Genomic DNA, 20913 nt, shown 5'->3' with positions numbered 1-20913 from the left:
CCTTTACTCCTGATCGTTCCATATGTACCGGAGGCACAATAACGGTCAGATCTCAATCAAGGAGTTCCACCTGCCATTTGGCGGCACACTTGATCCCGAGAATCGCTGGGTTCAACTGGAGGGGCTGATCCCATGGGATGAGCTGGAAGAAACCTATGCCCCTCAATTCAGCGCCACAATTGGCGCTCCAGCCAAATCAGTGAGAATGGCCTTTGGTGCTCTCTACATCAAACAGAAGTTAGGGCTCACCGACGAAGAGACAGTCCATCAGATCAGAGAGAACGCCTATATTCAGTTCTTTCTCGGCTTTGCGGGCTACACAGCTAAGGCACCGTTTGATGCCTCGATGATGGTGCACTTTCGCAAGCGTTTTTCTGACGAGGATCTGCGCCGTATCAACGAGCTGGTGGTGCAGCGCGGCAAAGAGATCCTTCTGGAAGCACTTGCTCAGGCAGCAGACGATGACGACCATGATGATCGTGATTCCAGTGGAGGAGGCGCTCAGCTAGAACTTGATGCGTTGATCAAGCCTGCTGACTGGCCAGAAGGAAAGAATTGGGGCACTCTCACGATTGATGCCAGTTGCACTCCAGCCGACATCACCTATCCCAGAGACCTCAAGCTCCTCAACGAGGCTCGCACAACGACCGAGCGAGTCATTGATGATCTGTGCAGTCAGTCATCGGGATTCAGGAGACATCGACCTCGCTACGACCGTGGCCTTGCTCGTGCTCATTTCCTGAGAGTGGCGAAGCAAAAACGACCACGTCGCCGCAAAGTGAAGGCTGCCATTAAACATCAGCTTGGCTATGTGCGGCAGAATCTCAAGGCCATTGATGCTCTGATCGGCTGCGGGGCAAGGCTTTCCGAGCTTAAGAGGCATTGGTGGCAGAAGTTGTTGGCCTGCAGCGAGTTGGAGCGGCAACAGGGCCTTCTGCTCGCCTCTCAGACCAACAGCATTCCAGACCGCCTGGTGAATCTTGTGCAGACCCATATCCGCCCAATGGTGCGAGGCAAAGCACGTGCTGCGGTGGAGTTTGGAGCCAAAATCAGTGTTTCGGTTCAAAACGGCTTTCCGTTCTTGCACCGCATAAGCTGGAACCCCTACAACGAAGGAGAAGACCTTATCGCTCAGGCGGAAAAATACAAGCTGGATACAGGATCTTACCCAGAGCGAATCTGCGCCGACCGGATTTATATCACGGCCAAGAATAGGCATTTCTGCACGAGGAACGGTATTCGCCTCTCCGGCAAGCGATTGGGTCGCCCGCCCAAGGATCCTGATGTCACCACTGCACACAAGCACCAGCTCCGATCTGATCAAGCTCGACGCAATGAAGTGGAAGGCGTCTTTGGCTCTGGAAAGCGCAAGTATTCCCTGGATCTGATCATGGCTCGTCTACCAGCTGGTGCCGAATCCTCCATCTCGATGGCCTTTGTCGTGATGTGCGCGGAAAAGGTCTTGAGGCTGCTGCGCCTCTTTTTTGTCCTTCTTTTTGGGTGGATCTACAGCTTTTTTATGGCCTGGTCAGCGATCAGAGCGCCTGAGGGCATCTGCAAGCCATGCTTTTGAGATCTGGCCGACTTGATGTCACCGCGCTTGCCAGCCTGATTAACGCGAAGCAAACGGACGAATCCGGCGCCGATGGGCCGAGAATCTTTTTCAGGAGTCCCTACGGAGAAGCTGACGCGATCTGCAGAGTCCGTCAGCAGACCTATGAGCAGGCGCGTGCGCAACATCCACGCCGCTGGGCCCGGCCACCTCGCGATTGGGCTCAGCCAACAGTCGTGCGGGTCAACCATCCCAGACCGCAGGACACTGTCGCTGCTTGAAGATCAGAAACCCAGGCCCCAGGGGGTTGTGGTTGGACCGCCCGCAAGAGGCGGGCCGGCCTCAGCCTCCGACCGGGGGCCGGCCGCTCAAGCCTGCGCTCCTGATCAACGCGCGATGACGATCAACATCCGATCTCGAAGCCCATGATCCTCCATCCGGAGTAGGCTTTCTGAGGTACTCAGATCAGTACCCTGAGCGGACATCTTTGCTGATAGGCGCCGCGGCTTCAGATCCGGCGGGTCGACACCATCGTAATGAGCTGAAAATGGCTGCCCCCCGGACGGCCACTGCGATTGCCTCTGCCGCATCAGCCGACTTTACGGTCTCGGTCGGCTCCGCAGCCATTACATCCACCTCCTGGGCAGCTGCCTCTCTGTAAATAGCCCCCATAGCCTCATGCTATCGGTGCCATGCCGCTACCACACACGTGCTGCTGCCACATCTGCTGTAGCATCCATCACTATGCGGGCCTAGCGTACCTTCGCCAGGAAGAGCTGTTTGTACCTCACCACCTCCGGAAGCTCGCTAATATGGCTAGTGTTGTCAATACGGGGATCCTGCTAGACATCTGAGATCTCGACCTAGCGCATCAAGGCGTTGTTCTCTTTCTTCATAAGTGTACATATGAAAAACTCCAACCAGGTTTTCGTTACGATTCGCCCAATTGGAGATTGGCTTAAAGCCTGTGAGAAGGTAGTGGCAGCAGGAGCGTCTATATGCTTTGAAAGTTTTGGTTTTGAACACCAGCTCGAGGAGATCTGGAAGCAATATCTCACTAGATTCAGAACTGGCATTTTTGCTGTGTCCTGCAACAGTTTTGAAACTGCTAAAGTGTTGCAGGAGCTGACTCGGGAGCTAGAAGTACCGTCTAGCAGTCCGCTGCGGGCAATCATCCCATGGCACCGAATCAGTAGAGAACAAGCCATAGAGCTCAAAAGCATGAATCCAATCCCGAGGATTGGTTCCATTCAGGAAGTAGAACAATATGCCAGGTTTCCATGGGAACAACAGATCGATCCTAGCGCGATCCTCGAGGGCTACGAGTCGGGAGGATTATGCGGACGCGATTCTCAGTACATTCTGTTTCAGAAGGCTCTAGGCTGTCTTCAAGACTGCAGGTTAATTGCAGCCGGCCCAGTAGGGCTTCTTTCATTCTCTGCCCTCAAAAGCCAAGGGATCCGTTCTATCATACTCGACGAACAGATCCTGCTTCTTCAAGATAGCTATCTCCCGCAGCGCACTAAGCTTGCCCTTAGCAGGGTGAACGGCAGACAGTCTATTGTCATCCGATCAGCCGAGGACGATACAGTAGAAGTCAGATGCATTATCAAACCCGGGAAGGAGTCTTCAGAACACTTCTTTGGAAGCAGAGTAGAGACTTCTCGGCTAAAGGAAATTGCGACCTGGAGTAGCGAGGGGACATTCCCCGTTGGAGAGGGAATTGATCTTGCGAAAGACTACTCTTCCGAATGCCTAACCATTGGCAGAGTTATTTCTTCTTACCGAACGATCACACAAAATAGGCATTCGTCTCAGCTTCAGGCTAATTCCATTGCTGAGCAGTTTGGCGTAGAGTATCCAGTCATTCAAGGCCCGATGTCCCGGGTGAGTGATAATGCCGAGTTTGCTTCTAGCGTCGCGAAGGGAGGTGCTCTGCCGACAATAGCCGCCGCTATGTTGACAGACCAAGCACTGGAGGAGATTCTGATCAAGACAGCAGAGTTGATTCCAGGAATGCCCTGGGGAGTTGGCCTGCTTGGGTTTATTGATTCTACTCATTTACAGTCTCAGATTGCTGTCCTAAAACGATCTAGAGCCAGCTTTTGCATCCTGGCCGGTGGAACACCAGCACAAGCAAAGGAGATCGCCACCAATGGCCTTCGTGTTTTCATTCATGCGCCAACACCTGAATTGCTGGAGCTGTTCATCAAGGAGGGATGGAGAGACTTTATTCTTGAAGGGCGAGAGTGTGGAGGACACATCGGTCCACTCAGCTCACTAAATCTTTGGGAACGATCCATCAAAGCTGTCCTTAAGCAGAGTGTGGTAGTAAGGCGAGAAGTGTGTCTAGTCCTTGCAGGTGGTATCCATGATCAGACCTCGGCAGCTTTTGCTGCCTACATGTTAGACGATTTGGTGAAGGCAGGTACAAACTATGGGTTGCTGGTTGGCTCCGCTTATCTGGCAACTCGAGAGATAATTGAGGATAGGGCCATCACTAGTACATACCAGAAGGTTTCACTAGAATGCGCCAGAACTGTGTTTCTCGAAACATCTCCGGGGCATCAGAGCAGATGTGCTGATACTGCTTTTTCACGCGAGTTTAATGCCATACGTGATGAGCTGATAAGAGCTCAGGTGCCCGTCAGAGAAATCTCTAATCAGCTGGACCGGCTGATCCTTGGTCGCCTGAGACTTGCATCCAAGGGCTTACAAAGAAGCGAAGGTGGCCTTGTCCAGGTTACCGACCAAGCTCAACGTGAACTTGGCATGTACATGCTGGGCGAAGCTGTGTGCTTAATTAACGGCCAGACCACAATACGCCAGCTACATGAGAGTATTAAAGCTGGATTGGAAGCCCCAAGCGGAAACCCTCAACAGCAACATGTCACGCAGACTTCTCGCTATCAGACAGAAAGTGCAAACAGAGGCAAGTTAGACATAGCAATCATTGGCATGTCTTGCAGGCTGCCCGGTGCAAACAGTCCACAGCAGTTCTGGGACTTAGTAATGCGCGCAAAATGCCAGATTCAAGAGATCCCAGAGAACAGGTGGTCTATTGAGGACTTTTATTCAGCTGACCCCAAAGTGCCTAATAGAGTCCATTCCAAGTGGGGTGGCTTCTTGGATGCAGTTCGATTTGATCCGATAGAGTTTGGGATACCACCACAATCACTCTCCTCAATCGATCCAGCGCAACTTTTGGCGCTTGTCTGCGTCAAGGACGCTCTTCAAGATGCTGGATATTCAAAGGATAGCTTATACGATCGTGAATCTACCTGCGTTGTTTTGGGATATAGTGGTGGCCTCGGCGAGCTTGGACAGGGATATGTAATGCAAGCAGAGCTAGCACCACTATTAACTGGCCATCCCGATATCGAAAGACAGTTACCAGCTTGGACTAGCGACAGCTTTGCCGGCATTCTACCAAATGTGTCGGCCGGAAGAGTAGCGAACAGATTTGGTTTTGGCGGCACCAATTGCGCCGTGGACGCTGCATGTGCGTCATCACTTGCCGCCTTGGATATAGCTATTAATAAGCTCAGGCAAGGGGACGCGAGCATGGCAGTTGTAGGAGCAATTGATACGCTTCAGTCTCCGTTTGCTTATTTTTGTTTTTCAGAGACTCACGCACTTTCGCCAACCGGTCAAGCCAAGTCGTTCACCAATGAAGCCGATGGAATCGTGCTAGGTGAGGGCGCAGGGATTCTGATCCTAAAGAGACTTGAAGATGCGGAAGCAGATGGAGACACAATCCACGCTGTGATCAAAGGTATTGGTAGTTCCAGTGATGGCCGTTGTAGAACAATGACCGCGCCGTCACATCAAGGACAAGTCCAAGCTTTTGCAAGGGCATACTCAGATGCCGGAGTGGATCCAGCGACGCTTGGCTACTATGAAGCTCATGGGACCGGCACTCCTGTTGGAGATCGTTCAGAGATCAGAGCTTTGACTACATTCTTAGAAGCTCAGAAAAGCCCTAATACATACTGCGCAGTGGGCTCAGTAAAAACCCTGATCGGCCATACGAAAAGTACTGCCGGATTAGCCGGTCTTCTCAAGGCCACCTTGGCTTTAAAGCATAAGTCTATTCCATTACATAGCAGAACTGAAGAACAAATTGACGAAGTGATAAGTTCTTCAGCCGTTTATCTACCTACTGGCAGTCTTCCCTGGCTTAAGAATGATCAGCGCACGCCCAGAACGGCTGGAGTAAGCGCATTTGGATTTGGGGGAACAAATTTCCATGCTGTACTGCAGGAGTACGTCCCACAACCAGTTATCAACAATGATGTAACAGACCTTTCGCCACAACTGCCGTCTGGCTACAGGCTTTTGTATTTCAAGGCAAAGCAGGGATGCCTTTCTGAATGCATCAGGTTGGCACTTGCACAAGCGCTGGAAGTCGAAAGAGAGTGCGCAGTCAATGGGTGTTTGACATCTGTCAACCAACTAATAGCCGACACAATCACCTGCCACGACATATGCACTCATCAGCATGGATGTACTGATGACTTTGCGATTGTCTTAGCCGATCTCAGCGCGGCTGACATTGGCCAGAAGCTGGCTATTGTTTCTGAACTGCTTAATAAAACCACTCGCTACACAGATGCCATGAGGCAGTGGCTGGTATGTCAGTCGAAAACAGCAGACTTACAAATTGAGTTCAAGCAGGCCAGACAGACAGCACTTTTGTTTCCAGGGCAGGGCTCAGATTATCCTGGGATGGGAGCAACATGCATGGTGGCTACCCAACTCCGCTCGCATGAGCTCTTGCTCCAACTAATACCTGACAAACCTACACTAACAGATGTATTGAGTCGATATCTGTTTAGCAGATCTGAAAAGAGCATTGCTCCGCCTCCTGAGCTGAAACAGTCATTGCTAGCCATCACAGAGATGGCCTACCTAGATATTCTGAACTATTTGGAGATTCCTTGGTCAATAGCACTTGGCCATAGCCTCGGTGACTTTGTCAGCCTATTTGCGACAGGGTGGATGACAGACAGTGAGTTAGTTGACTTACTTCGGGCTCGAGGTGAAGCCGTCAGCACTTACAGTGATGATGGCTATGGCATGCTGATTCTCTTTTGTTCCATTGACCAAGGAAAGGAACTATTGAAGAATGTGGCGGAACATTCACTTACGTTAGCAAATATCAATTCTCCATCACAGATCGTTTTATCTGGCCTGCTATCTGATATCGAACGCGTAGAAGCAGCGTGCATGATGAACGGAGTCTCATCACAGCGGATGCAGGCAAAGCAGCCATTTCATTCCATCCTTATGCAAGAGTGTAACAATAGATTCATCAATAGCCTGAGTATCCTTAATTTACGGACGGGTCGATCACATTCTCACAGTGCCATTCTCAGTACATCCCCTGAGTCAGGCCCGGTGAGTGAAAGCAATATTGATAAGCTTATTACTGATCACATGACTTCAAGCGTCGACTTTATCGAGTCTGTGAAGCAGGCAGAGAGACTTGGCTGTACCTTGTATATCGAAGTTGGGCCAAAAAAGGTCTTGTCTAAATTGGTGCAGTCATCACTCAGTTCGACTGGTTCTGTAGCGGTTTCGCTAGATGGTCCGCAAGGAACAGACTCATTCGTCGGTTCAATCATGCGCCTTGGGAGTTATGGTGTTACGTTAACTTGGTCAAGGCTAGATCAGATGCTGCGACATACAGGTTCGGGGTATCAAGCCCAGCAGAAGCGTATTCGCAGAGAACCTGGACTCAGTTATTTCATTAATGGAGCTAGTTCGTGGCAGTCGGGACATAGAGTTCAAAAAAGTGCCCAACACAATGTTCACCATACCTTCTCGACGACAGGCAAGTCAACTAATCAGAACATCCCCGAGCCTAATTCAGCGGATACAGCTCTGCTAGAATCTGTCCAATTGCATCCGCACCGCAACGAAATCTTACCCATGAACGAGCTCAACCTCTCCAACCAGTCGAATCCTCCGAACGAAGTTAGCAGCCTTCGCCTAGAAGCTTTTCGCACCTATCATGAAACGCTTCGGATGATGATAGATTCACAAACTCAAGTCTTTTCAGCATATCTGAATCAATCTGGTGATAATCCTGCATCCCTTGCTAGTCCCCCTTTGATAGTGACGAGCTCGCCTCTGTCCGAATCTCCTACTTCATTGAGTTCGGATTCGCCTGAAGCACAGACAATAGTCCGCAATAGTGCTTCGACTATTCTACCCAATGTCCAACAACAGCAATCTCAATCTCCCGCACCTTCATCGCATGCCCATGGCAATGTGGCGATGATCGATACCTTGGTTCCAGCTCCATCTACTCCAGTACAAAGTACTTTTGACAGTCAAGCGACTGAGCCCACTTCTCTCTTAGCCTCAAATGGAGATGCTCTAACAGATAGGAAGTCAAGGCAAGGACTGGTACAACTTGATACCGGATCCATCTTGTCACAGCTCACTTCTATCTTATCTGAGAAGAGTGGTTACCCTGTTGAACTACTTGATCCAGACCAAGACCTAGAATCTGACCTTGGAATCGATTCCATCAAGAGAATTGAAGTCATGGGTGGCTTCATGGCAACATTGTCAGATATTGCCCCTGAAACGATTCAGAACATCCAGACTGGCACTCGAGATCTTAGAAGTCTAAAAGAAGTGTCCCAGTACATTTCTTCAGCTCTTAGTGCAGGTACAAGTATTGATCTTGCTGCAGAGGAATCTCAGCCGGGAAAGTAACAAGCGGGAGAGATGAATTAATAAGACATCAGCTTTCCCACTTCCAAAGTGTCTCGTATCGTCTATCAACCCCGAGGTCTGGCCAATGCCTTGGGAAGAAGACGCGTCCGTATGTCATCTTTTGTCCGGAGGACAAGCAGGGCTTTTATTCTGAGTTATTTAATGGGGCTCCTAATGTTCAGTTCTACGCATCATCGATAGACTCTTCATCTAAGGAGCCCCTCTCTGAGCTTCTGCTCAATGCTCTTCAAGTATTTGGTGAGTCTAAGCCAGATAGTCAAGATGGCATCACTGTTGTAGTACATTTAGATGCCTTTGGACAAAAGCTGGACAGTCTAGCGGAGTTCTCTCCAAGTGATGCCGTCACGTCGCTTTGGGCCGCATTTGAGAATTTGCGAAATATTTTGTATCCGCTCAGCAAAGACTGTAGAAGTCACCAGTTGATTATTCTTCACTACGGACAAGGTAATTTTGGCCGATGCCTTCCTAGTGATGCCAGCACAGGGCCTAAGCAGTTCAATATGACCTATGTATCTGCCCTTTCAGGGATGATCAAGTCAATTGTATCTGAGTATCAATCTGTACGCCCTACTGTAGTTGACATCTGCCGTCAAGAGTTTGATTCCGACACAACAAGGTGCCATTTAGACTTTATATGTGCACTTGAAGAGCCCGAACGCGAATACACAATAAGTCACAGTGGACTATATGTTCACGCTATAATACCCTACCAGCCCTCCATAGAACAGCCCCTCCGTACAGAGATTCATTCACAACCAAAGTGTGTACTGGCTATTGGCGGCGCGAGAGGGATAGCCGTCTCTGCCTTGGAAAGAATTGGCACTAAACATATATCCTTAGTTCTTACTGGAAGATCGGACCTCACTCTGCCATCATGGATTCGGCCTGATAGTACAACTGCTCAAGTGAGGTCACATTTGATTGAGCTTCACCAAGAAGCTGGTGACCAGTTTACTCCAGCTTCCATTGAAAGAGAGCTGAGGACTATTAGTTCTTCACGTGAAGCCATTTCAACTATTGAGCGGCTATCAAGCCTCTATGCTTCCGTTGCCTACATAAAGGTTGACTTTCTTGATCGATCATGTGACAGTATCGTCCTTGATTTCCTAAAGCAGAATGAGTTGAGAGTTGATACGGTTGTAAATGTGGCGGGCATTATCGAGGATTCATTGGTTCACAAGAAAGCTAAAGACAGCTTTGAGCGAGTCTTGCTGACTAAGCTGAACGCTCTCAAACTTACTTTTCGGTTGGTTGAGACTCATCCAGTTACTAGAGTGCTGAATTATGCATCAGTTGCGGGGAAAGTGGGTAACCTGGGTCAATCTGATTACTCAGCTGCCAATGAGCTTATTAATGCCGGCAGTTGGCTGTCTGCCTCGTTATACCCAAGCATAAAGATTAATTCGGTCAACTGGGGGCCATGGGCGTCGGCGGGGATGGCGACTAAGGAAGTAAATGACGCCTTTGCTCACAAAGGAATAATTCCAATCCCCCTTGATCTTGGTGCTCAGTGCATTGCAGAGCTTTTAACTACAGACTACACCCTACCTCTTGAAATCACAACAGGAGTTTATGATGTATCAAAGTTCTCCCAGTCGGAAGTTGATATTGACAGTATTTCAGAGTCATATCCCTATCTTGGGGCTCACTCACTTTCGTCTTCAATGCTAACTATTGAAGGAAAGTTATCTAAGACCTATCGATTTCTGCTAGATCCCAACTATTTACCTTACCTTAGGTCACATCAAAAGTTTGGTCGTCCTGTAATGCCAGCTGCGCTTTCCTGCGTCTTTGCAGTTGAAGCCTATCAGAGAGAGAACGCTACTACTTCTCTTCCACCCCCAGACTCTGTTCTTAGGATAACGACAGAAGTGCTGTCAGGAATAGTTTTTGACAACTCGGAACCGCAAGAGTTTCTCTACGAAGTCTCCAGCCCAAGCAATCGTGCAGTAATCTGTACTCTAAGAAATAGCCATTCAAGTCGTTGCTCTTATCGTACTCATGTCCAAGAGATTCCTCGGCCAGTCATAAGCAGTGATCTGTTGTCTGCTCTCTCAACTGAGAAGCTTGATGTTGATAACATAATTACCATTGGCCAGTCAGAATGCTATGATAGATACCTATTTCATGATGGCGTCTTCACTGTAATTAATGGCCCTTCCTTGATTTTGCCAAGGATGGGCGTTATTGTTTCCACCTTAAGATCACACGGTGCATCGGAACTATTAGGTGTGCCCCAGTCTGCAGAGGGATTTCTCGATCCATCTCTCCTTGATGGTCTTCTTCAAATGACGCTAGTTATACTTCGAGAATTGCATCAGACTAGTGCACTGCCCAACAATATCGTCGTCGACATCTACTCATTGCCTGTACTTGGCTGCAACTATCTAGCGAGTAGTCGCATATCAAGTTTCGATCCTGTCAGCAGCAGAGCTTGCTACGAAGGCCTAATCACATCAGAAGACGGTAGCCCTCTCTTGTCCATCTCTCATTCAGAGATGACCCATTCGAAAAGCATGATCGACTAAAGGCATGATTTTAGCTATCTCTGACTTGAGATCCTAGACATATAGATCCGCACATGCGAGTTGGTGAATGTTCTGTGTCTAGTTGTGCTTGCATCTATCGAGCCCATAATTCGGCACTAGTCTGCTGCGTCTGCGAGGAGGCTGAATTCAAGAGCCCTCTCTGAGAGGATGGTGGAGTCCTCTGTGGTGCGACCATTCCCACCGCCATAAAGTGCCATGCAAAGGAGCGATGTGTCTTTATAGCCAGCGATTAAGTCTGATGTAAGTCGGCGATTGAATACTCATCCCGTATCCCCCCTCCACCCACACACATAAGTGGCGTCAGACGGGGCCGGCCGCAGGGGGAGCGAAAAGGCTTCGTGTATAAGGATGGGAGTCCGAGTACAGTACCTAGTGCACAACCACAGGATTTGGGAGAGCGCCTCGTTTTCACAGTATATAGAGATATAGCAACATCAAGTAAGCAGTAGCAAGAACGGGGGAAGGAGAGAGCGTGGATGAATGCAGAACGATGCCCATAGTCATAGTCATCCCATATCCCAGCCCAAAAGCAGAGCGAATAAAGAAGTTCGCCAGGCTCTACCCGGTGTCAACAGTTTTAAGAGTTTGCGGAAAAACCGCCTGAGAAGCAGCGTTTTTCCCTCCTGAGAGCTGGTGCAGCTCATTTCGGTCTGGTTTTCAGAGTTTCAGCGGCTCAGAGCTCCCCTTTTGGTGTGTTTTGCCCCTTTGGGGCTCCCTGATCACTGCCGTCTGGGCACACTTCTGGGCAACCACCTGTTCACGCCGCCGCCATCGCCGGTTTGAGCAGGTTGCCCAGGCGGATCAGGTTGTAGGCGATCACATTCAGGCCGAACACCGCACTCACCTTCTCGGTGCCGCGCAGCTTGAACTGGCGCAGACCTCCCCACTGTTTGATCCAGCCAAACACCTTCTCGATGCCGCGGCGGGCATGGATCGACTTGGCGTAGCCCACGTGGCGGGTGGTGCGGCCATCGATGGCGGAACCACCAGATCGGGCGGTGTTCTGCACCACGTGCGGCGTCACGCCGATGCGGCGCATCTCGGCGACAAAGCCCCTGGTGTCGTAGTGCTTGTCGGCACCGATGGTTTTCTGGTGGGCACCGGGACGATCCGCGGCCATGGCTTTGGCGGCATCCCGCTCCCCGGTGCCCGTGGCTTGCGTGACCTTGCAATCGACGATCAGGGCATGGCGGTTGTCCATGAGCACTGAGGTGGTCTGGCTTTTCTGGACAGGCCCCATCGTTAACCTCTGAGGCGGGGTACCGCCCCTGAAAGGGGCTCCCACCGATGAGCAAGCGCCGCACCCACAGCCCCGAGTTCAAGGCCAGGGTCGCCATGGAGGCGATCAGTGGCCGCAAGACGATCCAGGAGATCGCCGCCGACCACGCCATCCACCCGATCCAGGTGAGCCAGTGGAAGCGGCAGCTCCTGGACGGTGCCAGCGAGCTCTTCACCCGAGGCAAGAAGACCAAGGACAAGGAGGAGGGGCAGGCCAAGGAGGCGGAGCTGTTCCAGCAGATCGGACGGCTGCAGATGGAGCTGGAGTGGCTCAAAAAAAAGTCTCAACTGCTCTGATGCCCGTGAACTGCGCAAGCTGGTCGATCACGACCACCCCGAGCTCAGCATCAGCAGGCAGTGTGCGCTGCTGGGGCTGCCTCGATCCACGCTGTACTACCGGCCGACACCGGTCCGTGTATCGACGCTGCGGATCATGGCCAGGATCGATGCTCTCTACCTGGAGGATCCCTGCAGCGGCAGCCGCCGGATGGTGGACTATCTGGCCCAAGATGGTATCCCGATCAGCCGAGATCGAGTGCGAAACCTCATGCGGCGCATGGGATTACGGGCGATCTACCAGAAGCCCCGGACGACGGTTCCAGGTGATCCGTCCGTGCGGTTCCCCTGCCTGGTGGACCTCACGCAGGTCACGTCGGTGGATCAGGTCTGGGCGACCGACATCACCTACATCCCTCTGCAGAAAGGGTTCCTCTATCTGGTGGCGATCATGGATCTCCATTCCAGGCATGTGCTCAGCTGGAGGCTCTCCAACAGCCTTGACACGAAGTTCTGTCTGGAGGCCCTGGAGATGGCCTTGGGAGGCGGCCGTAGGCCAGAGATCTTCCACTCCGATCAAGGCTGTCAGTTCACGTCCGCTGACTTTGTGGCCAGACTCAAAGGGGAGCGGATCCAGATCAGCTGGTCCGGCAGAAAGCGGTGCTACGACAACATCCTTGTTGAACGGCTGTGGAGGACTGTCAAGTACGAGGAGGTCTACCTACGGGCATACAGCGATGGCTGGGACGCTGAAATCAGCCTGGCCCGCTTCCTGTGGCGGTATTGCCATGTAAGACCTCACAGTTCCCTTGGAGGCAAAACTCCCCACGCGGTCTACACTGAGGCCGAACCATGTTCCACCCGTCCTGGGTTAACGATGTCAGGGGCCGGAACTGTCCAATAAAAGGCACCCACCTCACACATGACCCCGGTAGCTCGGTTGAGCCGGGTGGGCGTTGGATTTCCGGGCCAGCAAGGCGTCGGGATCACTGCCGGAGCGGTGGGTCTTGTTGCTGAGCTTGATGCCTCGGAAATCCCCTTTCGCTCGCTTCTTGCCGGGCTTTGGAGCGCCAAAACCCTCGCCAGGGCCTGACGGCGGTGGCGGCGGATCGTCCTGCCCATCGATCCGCTCCAGTGAGGCATGGGAGGCCCAGGCCTGCAGCAAGGTGCCATCGACGGAGAAGTGCTCGTCACTGAGCAGCGGCTTGACCTCCGGAGCACCCATCAGCTTCTCCAGGAACTTCCCCATCACCTGCTCGTTCAGCAGCCGCTCCCGGTTTTTTGTGAATGTGGTGGGATGCCAGATCGGATCATCTGGGCTCAGCCCCACAAACCAGCGGAACAGCAGGTTGTAGTGGAGCTGCTCGAGCAGCAACCGCTCCGAGCGGATGCCGTAGAACGCCTGCAGCAACGAGGCCAGCAGCAGTTGCTCCGGCGGCACTGATGGCCGGCCTTCTGCGGCGTACAGATCACAGAAGGTGGGATTGAGGCGATCGAGGGCCTGATCGGCCAGCTTGCGGATCCGCCGCAGCGGATGGCCGGCCGGGATCCGATCCTCAATCGACACGTAGGAGAACAGGGAGCCGCTGCGCTCCCGTTGACCTCGCATCTGGGCTGGACAGCTGGCCCATTCTCGCAGAGATGGCCGGGTTTTTCAGCAAACTCTTAAGAGTTTGCGGAAAAACCGCCTGAGAAGCAGCGTTTTTCCCTCCTGAGAGCTGGTGCAGCTCATTTCGGTCTGGTTTTCAGAGTTTCAGCGGCTCAGAGCTCCCCTTTTGGTGTGTTTTGCCCCTTTGGGGCTCCCTGATCACTGCCGTCTGGGCACACTTCTGGGCAACCACCTGTTCACGCCGCCGCCATCGCCGGTTTGAGCAGGTTGCCCAGGCGGATCAGGTTGTAGGCGATCACATTCAGGCCGAACACCGCACTCACCTTCTCGGTGCCGCGCAGCTTGAACTGGCGCAGACCTCCCCACTGTTTGATCCAGCCAAACACCTTCTCGATGCCGCGGCGGGCATGGATCGACTTGGCGTAGCCCACGTGGCGGGTGGTGCGGCCATCGATGGCGGAACCACCAGATCGGGCGGTGTTCTGCACCACGTGCGGCGTCACGCCGATGCGGCGCATCTCGGCGACAAAGCCCCTGGTGTCGTAGTGCTTGTCGGCACCGATGGTTTTCTGGTAGGCACCGGGACGATCCGCGGCCATGGCTTTGGCGGCATCCCGCTCCCCGGTGCCCGTGGCTTGCGTGACCTTGCAGGGCTGCCTAAAAGTGTGATCAGCCCAAGCTCCCTCGGCTGGCCACGCCGCCAAGTGCCAGCATTCCCTTGATGTCGTAGGCCAACTCCCGCAGGCCTTGGCGGATCGAGCGGTAGCCGCCCCGCCGCAGCAAGTTCATCACGATGGTTCGCAGGAAGGCGAACACCGGGGCCCCGATCCGGTTGGCGTAGCGATGAGCGTCCTCACCCAGCTGGACGTCACGGGCCCAGTGCCATTCGTTCTCAATGCTCCAGCGCTGACGGATCAGGCGCAGCAGGGCTTGTGGCGTGGTGCGCACGCTGGTGAGGAACAGGTGGTGCCTGATCTTGCGCTTGCCCTTGCGGGTGAGGGTGCCTGTGATCACCTCAACGATCCAGGCGCTGCCGGGCCAGTTGGCTTTGATGTGCTCCGGTGCCTCTCTGGCTCGCAGTTCCCAGACGGTGTCGCGCCCGTGGCGCTTCTCGTGATCTGTTGCAGTGAAAGGGATGTGACGCTTTCCCTGGAACTGGCAGCCGATCTGGCGGTAGAGGGTCTTCTGGTTCGATTTGACGGTCAGGAGCACGTCGGCCCCCTGGGAGAGGCACCAGCGAAAAACGCCTGCGTCGTGTGCAGGGCATCCGCCTGGATCAACACGCCATCGAGATCCAGGCTGCTGAGCAGCTCTTTCAGCGCCGCACGCTCACTGGATTCGTGGGTGTCATAGGTCGTCTGGGCCAGGGCGACGCCAAGGGCCCGGGCGTACACCGTGACCTGGGCGACAAACCGGTGACTGCCGTCTTCTGTCTCCACGGCAGAGCCGCGCAGGGTCTTGCCATCACACACCAGCTGATCCAGACCCGTTGCCCCGCTTGGGACCTGGCTGATCATCCAGGCCTGCAGCACCTGGCCAAACTCCTGCAGGTGGGCCTTGTTGAACAGGTAGAGGAAGGTGGCATCGGAGGGCCAGCGCTTGAAATTCAGGCCCAGCGCCTGGTTGAGTGCCTCACGGTGCCGCCGGGCAAAGGCCTCCAGATCACGGGAGCTGCGGCAGCCGCTCAGGATCCCGAGCACAGCCACCAGCAGCAGGAACCACTGCGGGTAACGCACCCCGCGGCGGTAACGCCCATCCGGGATGGCCTTGAGGAAGCTGATCAGGTCATCCGGTGCGGGCTGATCGACTCCGGTGGAGCGGGTTTCGGGCATTGGGGGCACTGAGACCCGCCGACCAAACCCAATGCTGGCAGACCTGCCAAGAGCTACCAGGACAGACTTTTAGGCGACCCTGCGTGACCTTGCAATCGACGATCAGGGCATGGCGGTTGTCCATGAGCACATGACCCCGGTAGCTCGGTTGAGCCGGGTGGGCGTTGGATTTCCGGGCCAGCAAGGCGTCGGGATCACTGCCGGAGCGGTGGGTCTTGTTGCTGAGCTTGATGCCTCGGAAATCCCCTTTCGCTCGCTTCTTGCCGGGCTTTGGAGCGCCAAAACCCTCGCCAGGGCCTGACGGCGGTGGCGGCGGATCGTCCTGCCCATCGATCCGCTCCAGTGAGGCATGGGAGGCCCAGGCCTGCAGCAAGGTGCCATCGACGGAGAAGTGCTCGTCACTGAGCAGCGGCTTGACCTCCGGAGCACCCATCAGCTTCTCCAGGAACTTCCCCATCACCTGCTCGTTCAGCAGCCGCTCCCGGTTTTTTGTGAATGTGGTGGGATGCCAGATCGGATCATCTGGGCTCAGCCCCACAAACCAGCGGAACAGCAGGTTGTAGTGGAGCTGCTCGAGCAGCAACCGCTCCGAGCGGATGCCGTAGAACGCCTGCAGCAACGAGGCCAGCAGCAGTTGCTCCGGCGGCACTGATGGCCGGCCTTCTGCGGCGTACAGATCACAGAAGGTGGGATTGAGGCGATCGAGGGCCTGATCGGCCAGCTTGCGGATCCGCCGCAGCGGATGGCCGGCCGGGATCCGATCCTCAATCGACACGTAGGAGAACAGGGAGCCGCTGCGCTCCCGTTGACCTCGCATCTGGGCTGGACAGCTGGCCCATTCTCGCAGAGATGGCCGGGTTTTTCAGCAAACTCTTAAAGATGCAATGCGGGACCAAAAGCAGATGTCGCTTGACAACCCGGAAGGGATGCTCACCTTTGGAGCGGATGTGGGCCTTGGCCGTTTCGATCAGATCTTGCAGCCTTCCCTCTAGCGTCTCCGGTAGCGCCCTGCGTTTACCGGGTCGCATGGCCACTCTGAATTCCGTGGTCTTGCCTGCCATCTCAGGCCTTTTGGCGATGCCCTGGTAGCCGGCATCGGCGTAGACCACCTCCTCATCACCATGCAGGAGGTCGGCTGCCGGTGTCAGGTCGTGCACGTTGGCTGCGGTGACCACGACCGAGTGGATCAGGCCTGAGTCCTTGTCCACGCCGGCATGGACCTTCATCCCGAAAAACCACTGATTGCCCTTCTTGGTCTGGTGCATCTCCGGATCCCTCTTCCCCTCCTTGTTCTTGGTGGAGCTGGGCGCCGCGATCAAGGTGGCATCCACAATCGTGCCTTGGCGCATCGTCACGCCCCGATCCGCCAGGATCGCCTTGACGGTCTCAAAAATCTGCTCGCCCAGCCCGTGCTTCTCCAACAGGTGGCGGAAAGTGAGGATTGTTGTTTCATCTGGGATTCGGTCACTGATCAGCTCGATGCCGGCAAAGCGGCGCATGGTGGGCACCTCGATCAGGGCTTCCTCCATGGCCGGATCGCTGTGCGAATACCACTGCTGCAACAGATGGATCCGCAGCATCGTGGCCAGTGGGTATGGAGGACGGCCGCCTTTCTTGCTCGCTTTGGGGTAGTGAGGCTCAATCAACGCCATCAACGCCTGCCACGGCACCACCGCCTCCATCTCGGAAAGAAACTTCTCCCGCTTGGTCTGCTTTTTGGCCGTAGTCAGCTCATAGTCCGAAAAGTCGAGCTGCTTGCCGCCCACCACTCCAGTCCTGGCCCGCGATCACAGGGTCATTGTCCCGTGAATCGCTTCGGTTTTCCAGAGCCTCCTTAAGGTACACACATCAAGGATGTCACCCGCCAAGCAGCGGTTCGGCGCCAGTGGCGCATCTCCTGCTGTCGAATGTTCTCGGTGAAGCCAGTAGGTCCACCCCAGGGGTGACAGTATGGCCGGAACGTCCTGCCCCCACTCCGCCACACCGCATCACTCGGGCAACCCGGTGGGGAGCCCCACGAACCGGCCTGCGGCGCACGGCTCCTGGCGGACTCCGGACGTGGCATAGAACAACCCACACCACCATGGGAAATCGAACACGTGCCAGCTCCGTCGACGCGGGCTGCCTGATCAGCAGCAGGGGCGAGTTGTGCCCTGGCAGCCATCGGCCTGCAGTGATGAAAGGATCAGAGAGCTTCTCAAGAGCATGTCTGACTGTGGTACATGTTATTATCGGGCAGCTTTTGTCCGACGATGCTCCAAGACGTCATAGACATTATTGACGATTACTGCACCAGTCACGACATATTCTACGATCAACCTCTTTCGCCAAACACGCTGCTGATTGCCGACCTTGGTCTTACATCAGTTGATTTTGTCTCGATTTTCCAGAAGTGCCAGGCACTAAAAGACGATCGACTGTCGTTCATAAGACTAGTCATGCCTGTGGAGGGTCAATACGTATCCGACCTGAGCATTGGTGAACTGAGTGATTATATACTTAAACAATCAGATCTTCGGAATACAGGGCCAAGAGAAGGCACCGAACCCTACACTTCAGGCTCGGAAATCGCCGTTGACGAGAGCAAATATAAGCACTCTTTATTTGCGGGAAGTCAGTTTGCAGATTTTAAGGCCTTAATTCAAAAAACAACATTCAAAGATCCATGTCCTTTTAACACAGGCTATCAGCTCGTCTTCGTTCTTTCTTCGCCCCGCTCAGGTTCAACCTTGCTGCAACGGATGCTCGATCAACATCCGGACATCGAGTCACCAGAAGAATTGCATCTTCTTCATTACGATACATATGCGCAACGACATGCAGCATTGATTCAAGACGAGACCAAGCATCTGCTGGGTGGAACTGTTCGGCTCAGGGCCAGGGTGAATGGGTTGAGCATTGAAGAGTCGAGTCTAATCGAAGCCAACTTCATCAAGCATGAAGAGCCTGTCTTGAATTTCTTCCTGGAGATCGATGGCAACTTTTCAAAGCAGTATCTAGTTGACAAAACGCCTTCGTACGCTTACAGCAAAACAACCCTTGAGAGGATTTCAGCACAGTTTCCTCAGGCTCGCTTCATCTATCTTGTGCGTCACCCATCAGCTGTTGTGAAGTCACTTATTGACTCACAGTTGCAAGACATCATTCCTTTCACTCGTCGCTACATAGACGACGCATCAGCCATTCCAGAAATGATCTGGGCACTGTGCAACGAAAACATTCAATCAATTCTTCCAGGACTTGACAGTAGCCGGTTGCATTATGTCAGCTATGAAGACCTCGTCATGGACCCTACTGAAGCCATGATCTCAATACTTCATTTTTTGCAGCTGCCTTTTCATCCAGCATGCGTTAATCCATATGGCGCCAATCAGAATCCGCAGATTGAAACCAATGAGTACGCAGGAGACTTGAAGTTCTTTCTTGAGAACAAGGTTGCAAATGAGCGCGCCGACGCATGGAAAGGCTTCTCATCGCTTCACCCCTTGTCACTCGTGAGCAAAGAATTGATGCGCAACATCCCTTTCTATGGGGCTTGATCGATGTCAGTGGCTCAACATATGCATATCAGTCCTGCCCCAGTATGCGCCAACGGATTCGGGGATCCCTACAATGCCTATGCTTATTCGGCCGCAGTATTCAAGGGGTCTTTGTACATTGGCACGGGCCGTGCAAATCTTGTCTTTCTGCGGTTTGGGATGCCCAATGTTCATATAGATATGTGGCCTGTCCCAATTGAATATTCTAATTATGAGCAGGCCTTTGAAGAGACAGTTTCCGCTGCAGAGATTTGGCGTTTCAACCCGCAGTCCCCTTTGCCAACGCGAGTTCATCAGGCTGATTGGTTTCATCCTGAGACAGGGACATCGTTCAGGCGACATTACGGCTATCGGAGCATGTGTACCTTCAAGGAAGGGGAGAAAGATGTAGCTCTCTACGTAGCATCAACATCCCGCTCCAGGGGAGATGGGCCTGATTTAATGGTCAGTTATGACGGCAATAGTTTTCAGCGACTTCCCAAGCCAAGCATCATATCTGATTTTTCCTCTAATGATTTTACGCTTACTTCGATAAGGTCTCTCCTCCAGTACGACGAGCTCTTAATTACAACTATTACCGGTGCATCGAATGGAAACGTAAACGGTGCCGGTATCACCACCATTTTCGCGACTGATGATCCGACAACCGGGAAATGGTTCTCCATTAATGGGAACGGTCTTGGAACTTTCCCTGAAGTCGTAGTCGTCTACGAACTTTGTATTCACCAAGGATTGCTGTATGCTGGCACTGGCGGAATCAACGGCTTTCAGCTTTGGAGGGGTAAGCGCACAGGAAAGTATGAGTTTCAATGGGAGTTAGTGATTATGGATGGTGGTGGACGAGGAGCCCTTAATCAGGGAATTATCTCGCTATGCAGCCACCGAGATTATCTTTACATTGGAACTGGCATTCAGAATGGTGGACATGATCGTACCAACAATGTGGGGCCAGCGGCTGCAGAAGTGTTACGGCTCGCTCCTAACGACGAATTAGAGCTGGTTTGCGCCAATCCGCGCGATGGCTTGTTACCATTAAGTGGGAGTGGGCCCGGCTTCGGCAACTATTTCAATGCTTATATATGGAAAATTGTAAGCATTGATGACCTCCTGCTCCTAGGAACTATGGACTGGTCCATATTTGGCTTGTGGGCATTAAGGGATAAGCGCAAGACAAGATTTGGTCAACTTCTAGACTGGGACACGATGCAGGTCTTTTTGTCCTCTTATGGTGGCGCTGAGCTTTGGTGCTCGGAAGATGGGGCCGACTGGAACTGCATGACGCGCAATGGCTTCAATAATATATACAACTTTGGAGTTAGAAATATCATCAAATGGAATAAGCGAATCTACGCTTGTACAGCAAATCCATTCGGACCCAAAGTCTTAATGCGCACATCTGACACGGATCACGGCGAGTACAAGCTAAATCCCAAGGGCGGCTGCCAAGTTATAGCCATATGAGGAAATGCATCCTTGCCAAGGAAGAATGCATGGCGTCATGGGCTTCGTGTTATTGCTGGCGCAATTC

General features: G+C 53.1%; 11 protein-coding genes and 4 pseudogenes. 8 read left to right on the top strand and 7 right to left on the bottom strand.

The features are described from left to right. The first annotated feature begins 22 nt into the window (after positions 1-22). From H8F24_RS14645 to H8F24_RS14635, 4 genes are all read left to right on the top strand, one after another. Positions 23-1573 carry an IS5 family transposase gene (locus H8F24_RS14645; RefSeq protein WP_197155761.1) on the top strand — a complete coding sequence of 517 codons (1551 nt, stop codon included), beginning with the start codon at positions 23-25 and terminating at the stop codon, positions 1571-1573. Beyond that, on the top strand, positions 1564-1833 hold the full coding sequence (locus H8F24_RS19625) for a hypothetical protein (RefSeq protein ID WP_231597865.1): 270 nt from the start codon (positions 1564-1566) through the stop codon (positions 1831-1833). The genes H8F24_RS14645 and H8F24_RS19625 overlap by 10 nt, the downstream gene beginning before the upstream one ends. 625 nt (positions 1834-2458) lie before the next feature. Continuing rightward, on the top strand, positions 2459-8281 hold the full coding sequence (locus tag H8F24_RS14640; RefSeq protein WP_197170080.1) for a polyketide synthase: 5823 nt from the start codon (positions 2459-2461) through the stop codon (positions 8279-8281). Between the two features lie 521 nt (positions 8282-8802). Beyond that, the gene (locus H8F24_RS14635; protein WP_370594755.1) at positions 8803-10830 is read left to right on the top strand and encodes an SDR family NAD(P)-dependent oxidoreductase; all 2028 of its coding nucleotides are present in this window, start codon (positions 8803-8805) and stop codon (positions 10828-10830) included. Positions 10831-11608: 778 nt separating this feature from the next. Here H8F24_RS14635 and H8F24_RS14630 read toward each other — a convergent pair. Further along, positions 11609-12121: pseudogene (locus H8F24_RS14630) on the bottom strand (transposase); the annotation flags it as partial. A 17-nt stretch (positions 12122-12138) separates the two neighbouring features. Between H8F24_RS14630 and H8F24_RS19620 the strand changes: the two are divergent. After that, positions 12139-12426, top strand: a complete 288-nt coding sequence (locus H8F24_RS19620; RefSeq protein ID WP_231597691.1) for a transposase — start codon at positions 12139-12141, stop codon at positions 12424-12426. Between the two features lie 10 nt (positions 12427-12436). Beyond that, the gene (locus tag H8F24_RS14625; protein WP_231598222.1) at positions 12437-13309 is read left to right on the top strand and encodes an IS3 family transposase; all 873 of its coding nucleotides are present in this window, start codon (positions 12437-12439) and stop codon (positions 13307-13309) included. A 15-nt stretch (positions 13310-13324) separates the two neighbouring features. Here H8F24_RS14625 and H8F24_RS14620 read toward each other — a convergent pair. The 6 genes and pseudogenes from H8F24_RS14620 to H8F24_RS14595 all read right to left on the bottom strand — a co-directional run. Next, positions 13325-14014 (bottom strand): annotated as a pseudogene (locus H8F24_RS14620) (transposase); the annotation flags it as partial. 236 nt (positions 14015-14250) lie between these two features. Beyond that, positions 14251-14667: pseudogene (locus tag H8F24_RS14615) on the bottom strand (transposase); the annotation flags it as partial. Positions 14668-14683: 16 nt separating this feature from the next. Beyond that, a complete protein-coding gene (locus H8F24_RS19970; protein WP_197158713.1) occupies positions 14684-15226 on the bottom strand; it encodes an ISAs1 family transposase in 543 nt (180 codons plus the stop codon). After that, a complete protein-coding gene (locus tag H8F24_RS19965; protein ID WP_197158706.1) occupies positions 15217-15846 on the bottom strand; it encodes an ISAs1 family transposase in 630 nt (209 codons plus the stop codon). Before H8F24_RS19965 ends, H8F24_RS19970 begins: the two co-directional genes overlap by 10 nt. A gap of 79 nt (positions 15847-15925) precedes the next feature. Next, positions 15926-16663: pseudogene (locus H8F24_RS14600) on the bottom strand (transposase); the annotation flags it as partial. Further along, on the bottom strand, positions 16611-17612 hold the full coding sequence (locus tag H8F24_RS14595) for an IS5 family transposase (RefSeq protein WP_197170078.1): 1002 nt from the start codon (positions 17610-17612) through the stop codon (positions 16611-16613). The pseudogene H8F24_RS14600 and the gene H8F24_RS14595, both read right to left, overlap by 53 nt. Positions 17613-18098: 486 nt before the next feature. Between H8F24_RS14595 and H8F24_RS14590 the strand changes: the two genes are divergently transcribed. Together H8F24_RS14590 and H8F24_RS14585 are read left to right on the top strand one after the other, a co-directional pair. Next, positions 18099-19385 (top strand): sulfotransferase, encoded by a 1287-nt coding sequence (locus tag H8F24_RS14590; RefSeq protein ID WP_197170077.1) that lies wholly within the window; start codon positions 18099-18101, stop codon positions 19383-19385. Between the two features lie 21 nt (positions 19386-19406). Next, complete coding sequence (locus H8F24_RS14585) at positions 19407-20846, top strand: hypothetical protein (protein WP_197170076.1); 1440 nt, start codon at positions 19407-19409, stop codon at positions 20844-20846. Positions 20847-20913 lie beyond the last annotated feature (67 nt).

Source organism: Synechococcus sp. CBW1002 (genome assembly GCF_015840915.1).
In the GTDB taxonomy this organism is placed as follows: Bacteria; Cyanobacteriota; Cyanobacteriia; order PCC-6307; family Cyanobiaceae; genus CBW1002.
The sequence above is the reverse complement of the archived record's forward strand: the minus strand, read 5'-3'. Positions and strand labels throughout refer to the sequence as shown.

Bases quoted from the DNA above. Each gene is read 5' to 3' on its own strand.
- H8F24_RS14635 (WP_370594755.1), top strand. From the start codon at position 8,803: ATGACCTATGTATCTGCCCTTTCAGGGATGATCAAGTCAATTGTATCT.
- H8F24_RS19620 (WP_231597691.1), top strand. From the start codon at position 12,139: ATGAGCAAGCGCCGCACCCACAGCCCCGAGTTCAAGGCCAGGGTCGCC.
- H8F24_RS14645 (WP_197155761.1), top strand. From the start codon at position 23: ATGTACCGGAGGCACAATAACGGTCAGATCTCAATCAAGGAGTTCCAC.
- H8F24_RS14585 (WP_197170076.1), top strand. From the start codon at position 19,407: ATGCATATCAGTCCTGCCCCAGTATGCGCCAACGGATTCGGGGATCCC.
- H8F24_RS14640 (WP_197170080.1), top strand. From the start codon at position 2,459: ATGAAAAACTCCAACCAGGTTTTCGTTACGATTCGCCCAATTGGAGAT.
- H8F24_RS19625 (WP_231597865.1), top strand. From the start codon at position 1,564: ATGCTTTTGAGATCTGGCCGACTTGATGTCACCGCGCTTGCCAGCCTG.
- H8F24_RS19965 (WP_197158706.1), bottom strand. From the start codon at position 15,846: ATGCCCGAAACCCGCTCCACCGGAGTCGATCAGCCCGCACCGGATGAC.
- H8F24_RS14590 (WP_197170077.1), top strand. From the start codon at position 18,099: ATGCTCCAAGACGTCATAGACATTATTGACGATTACTGCACCAGTCAC.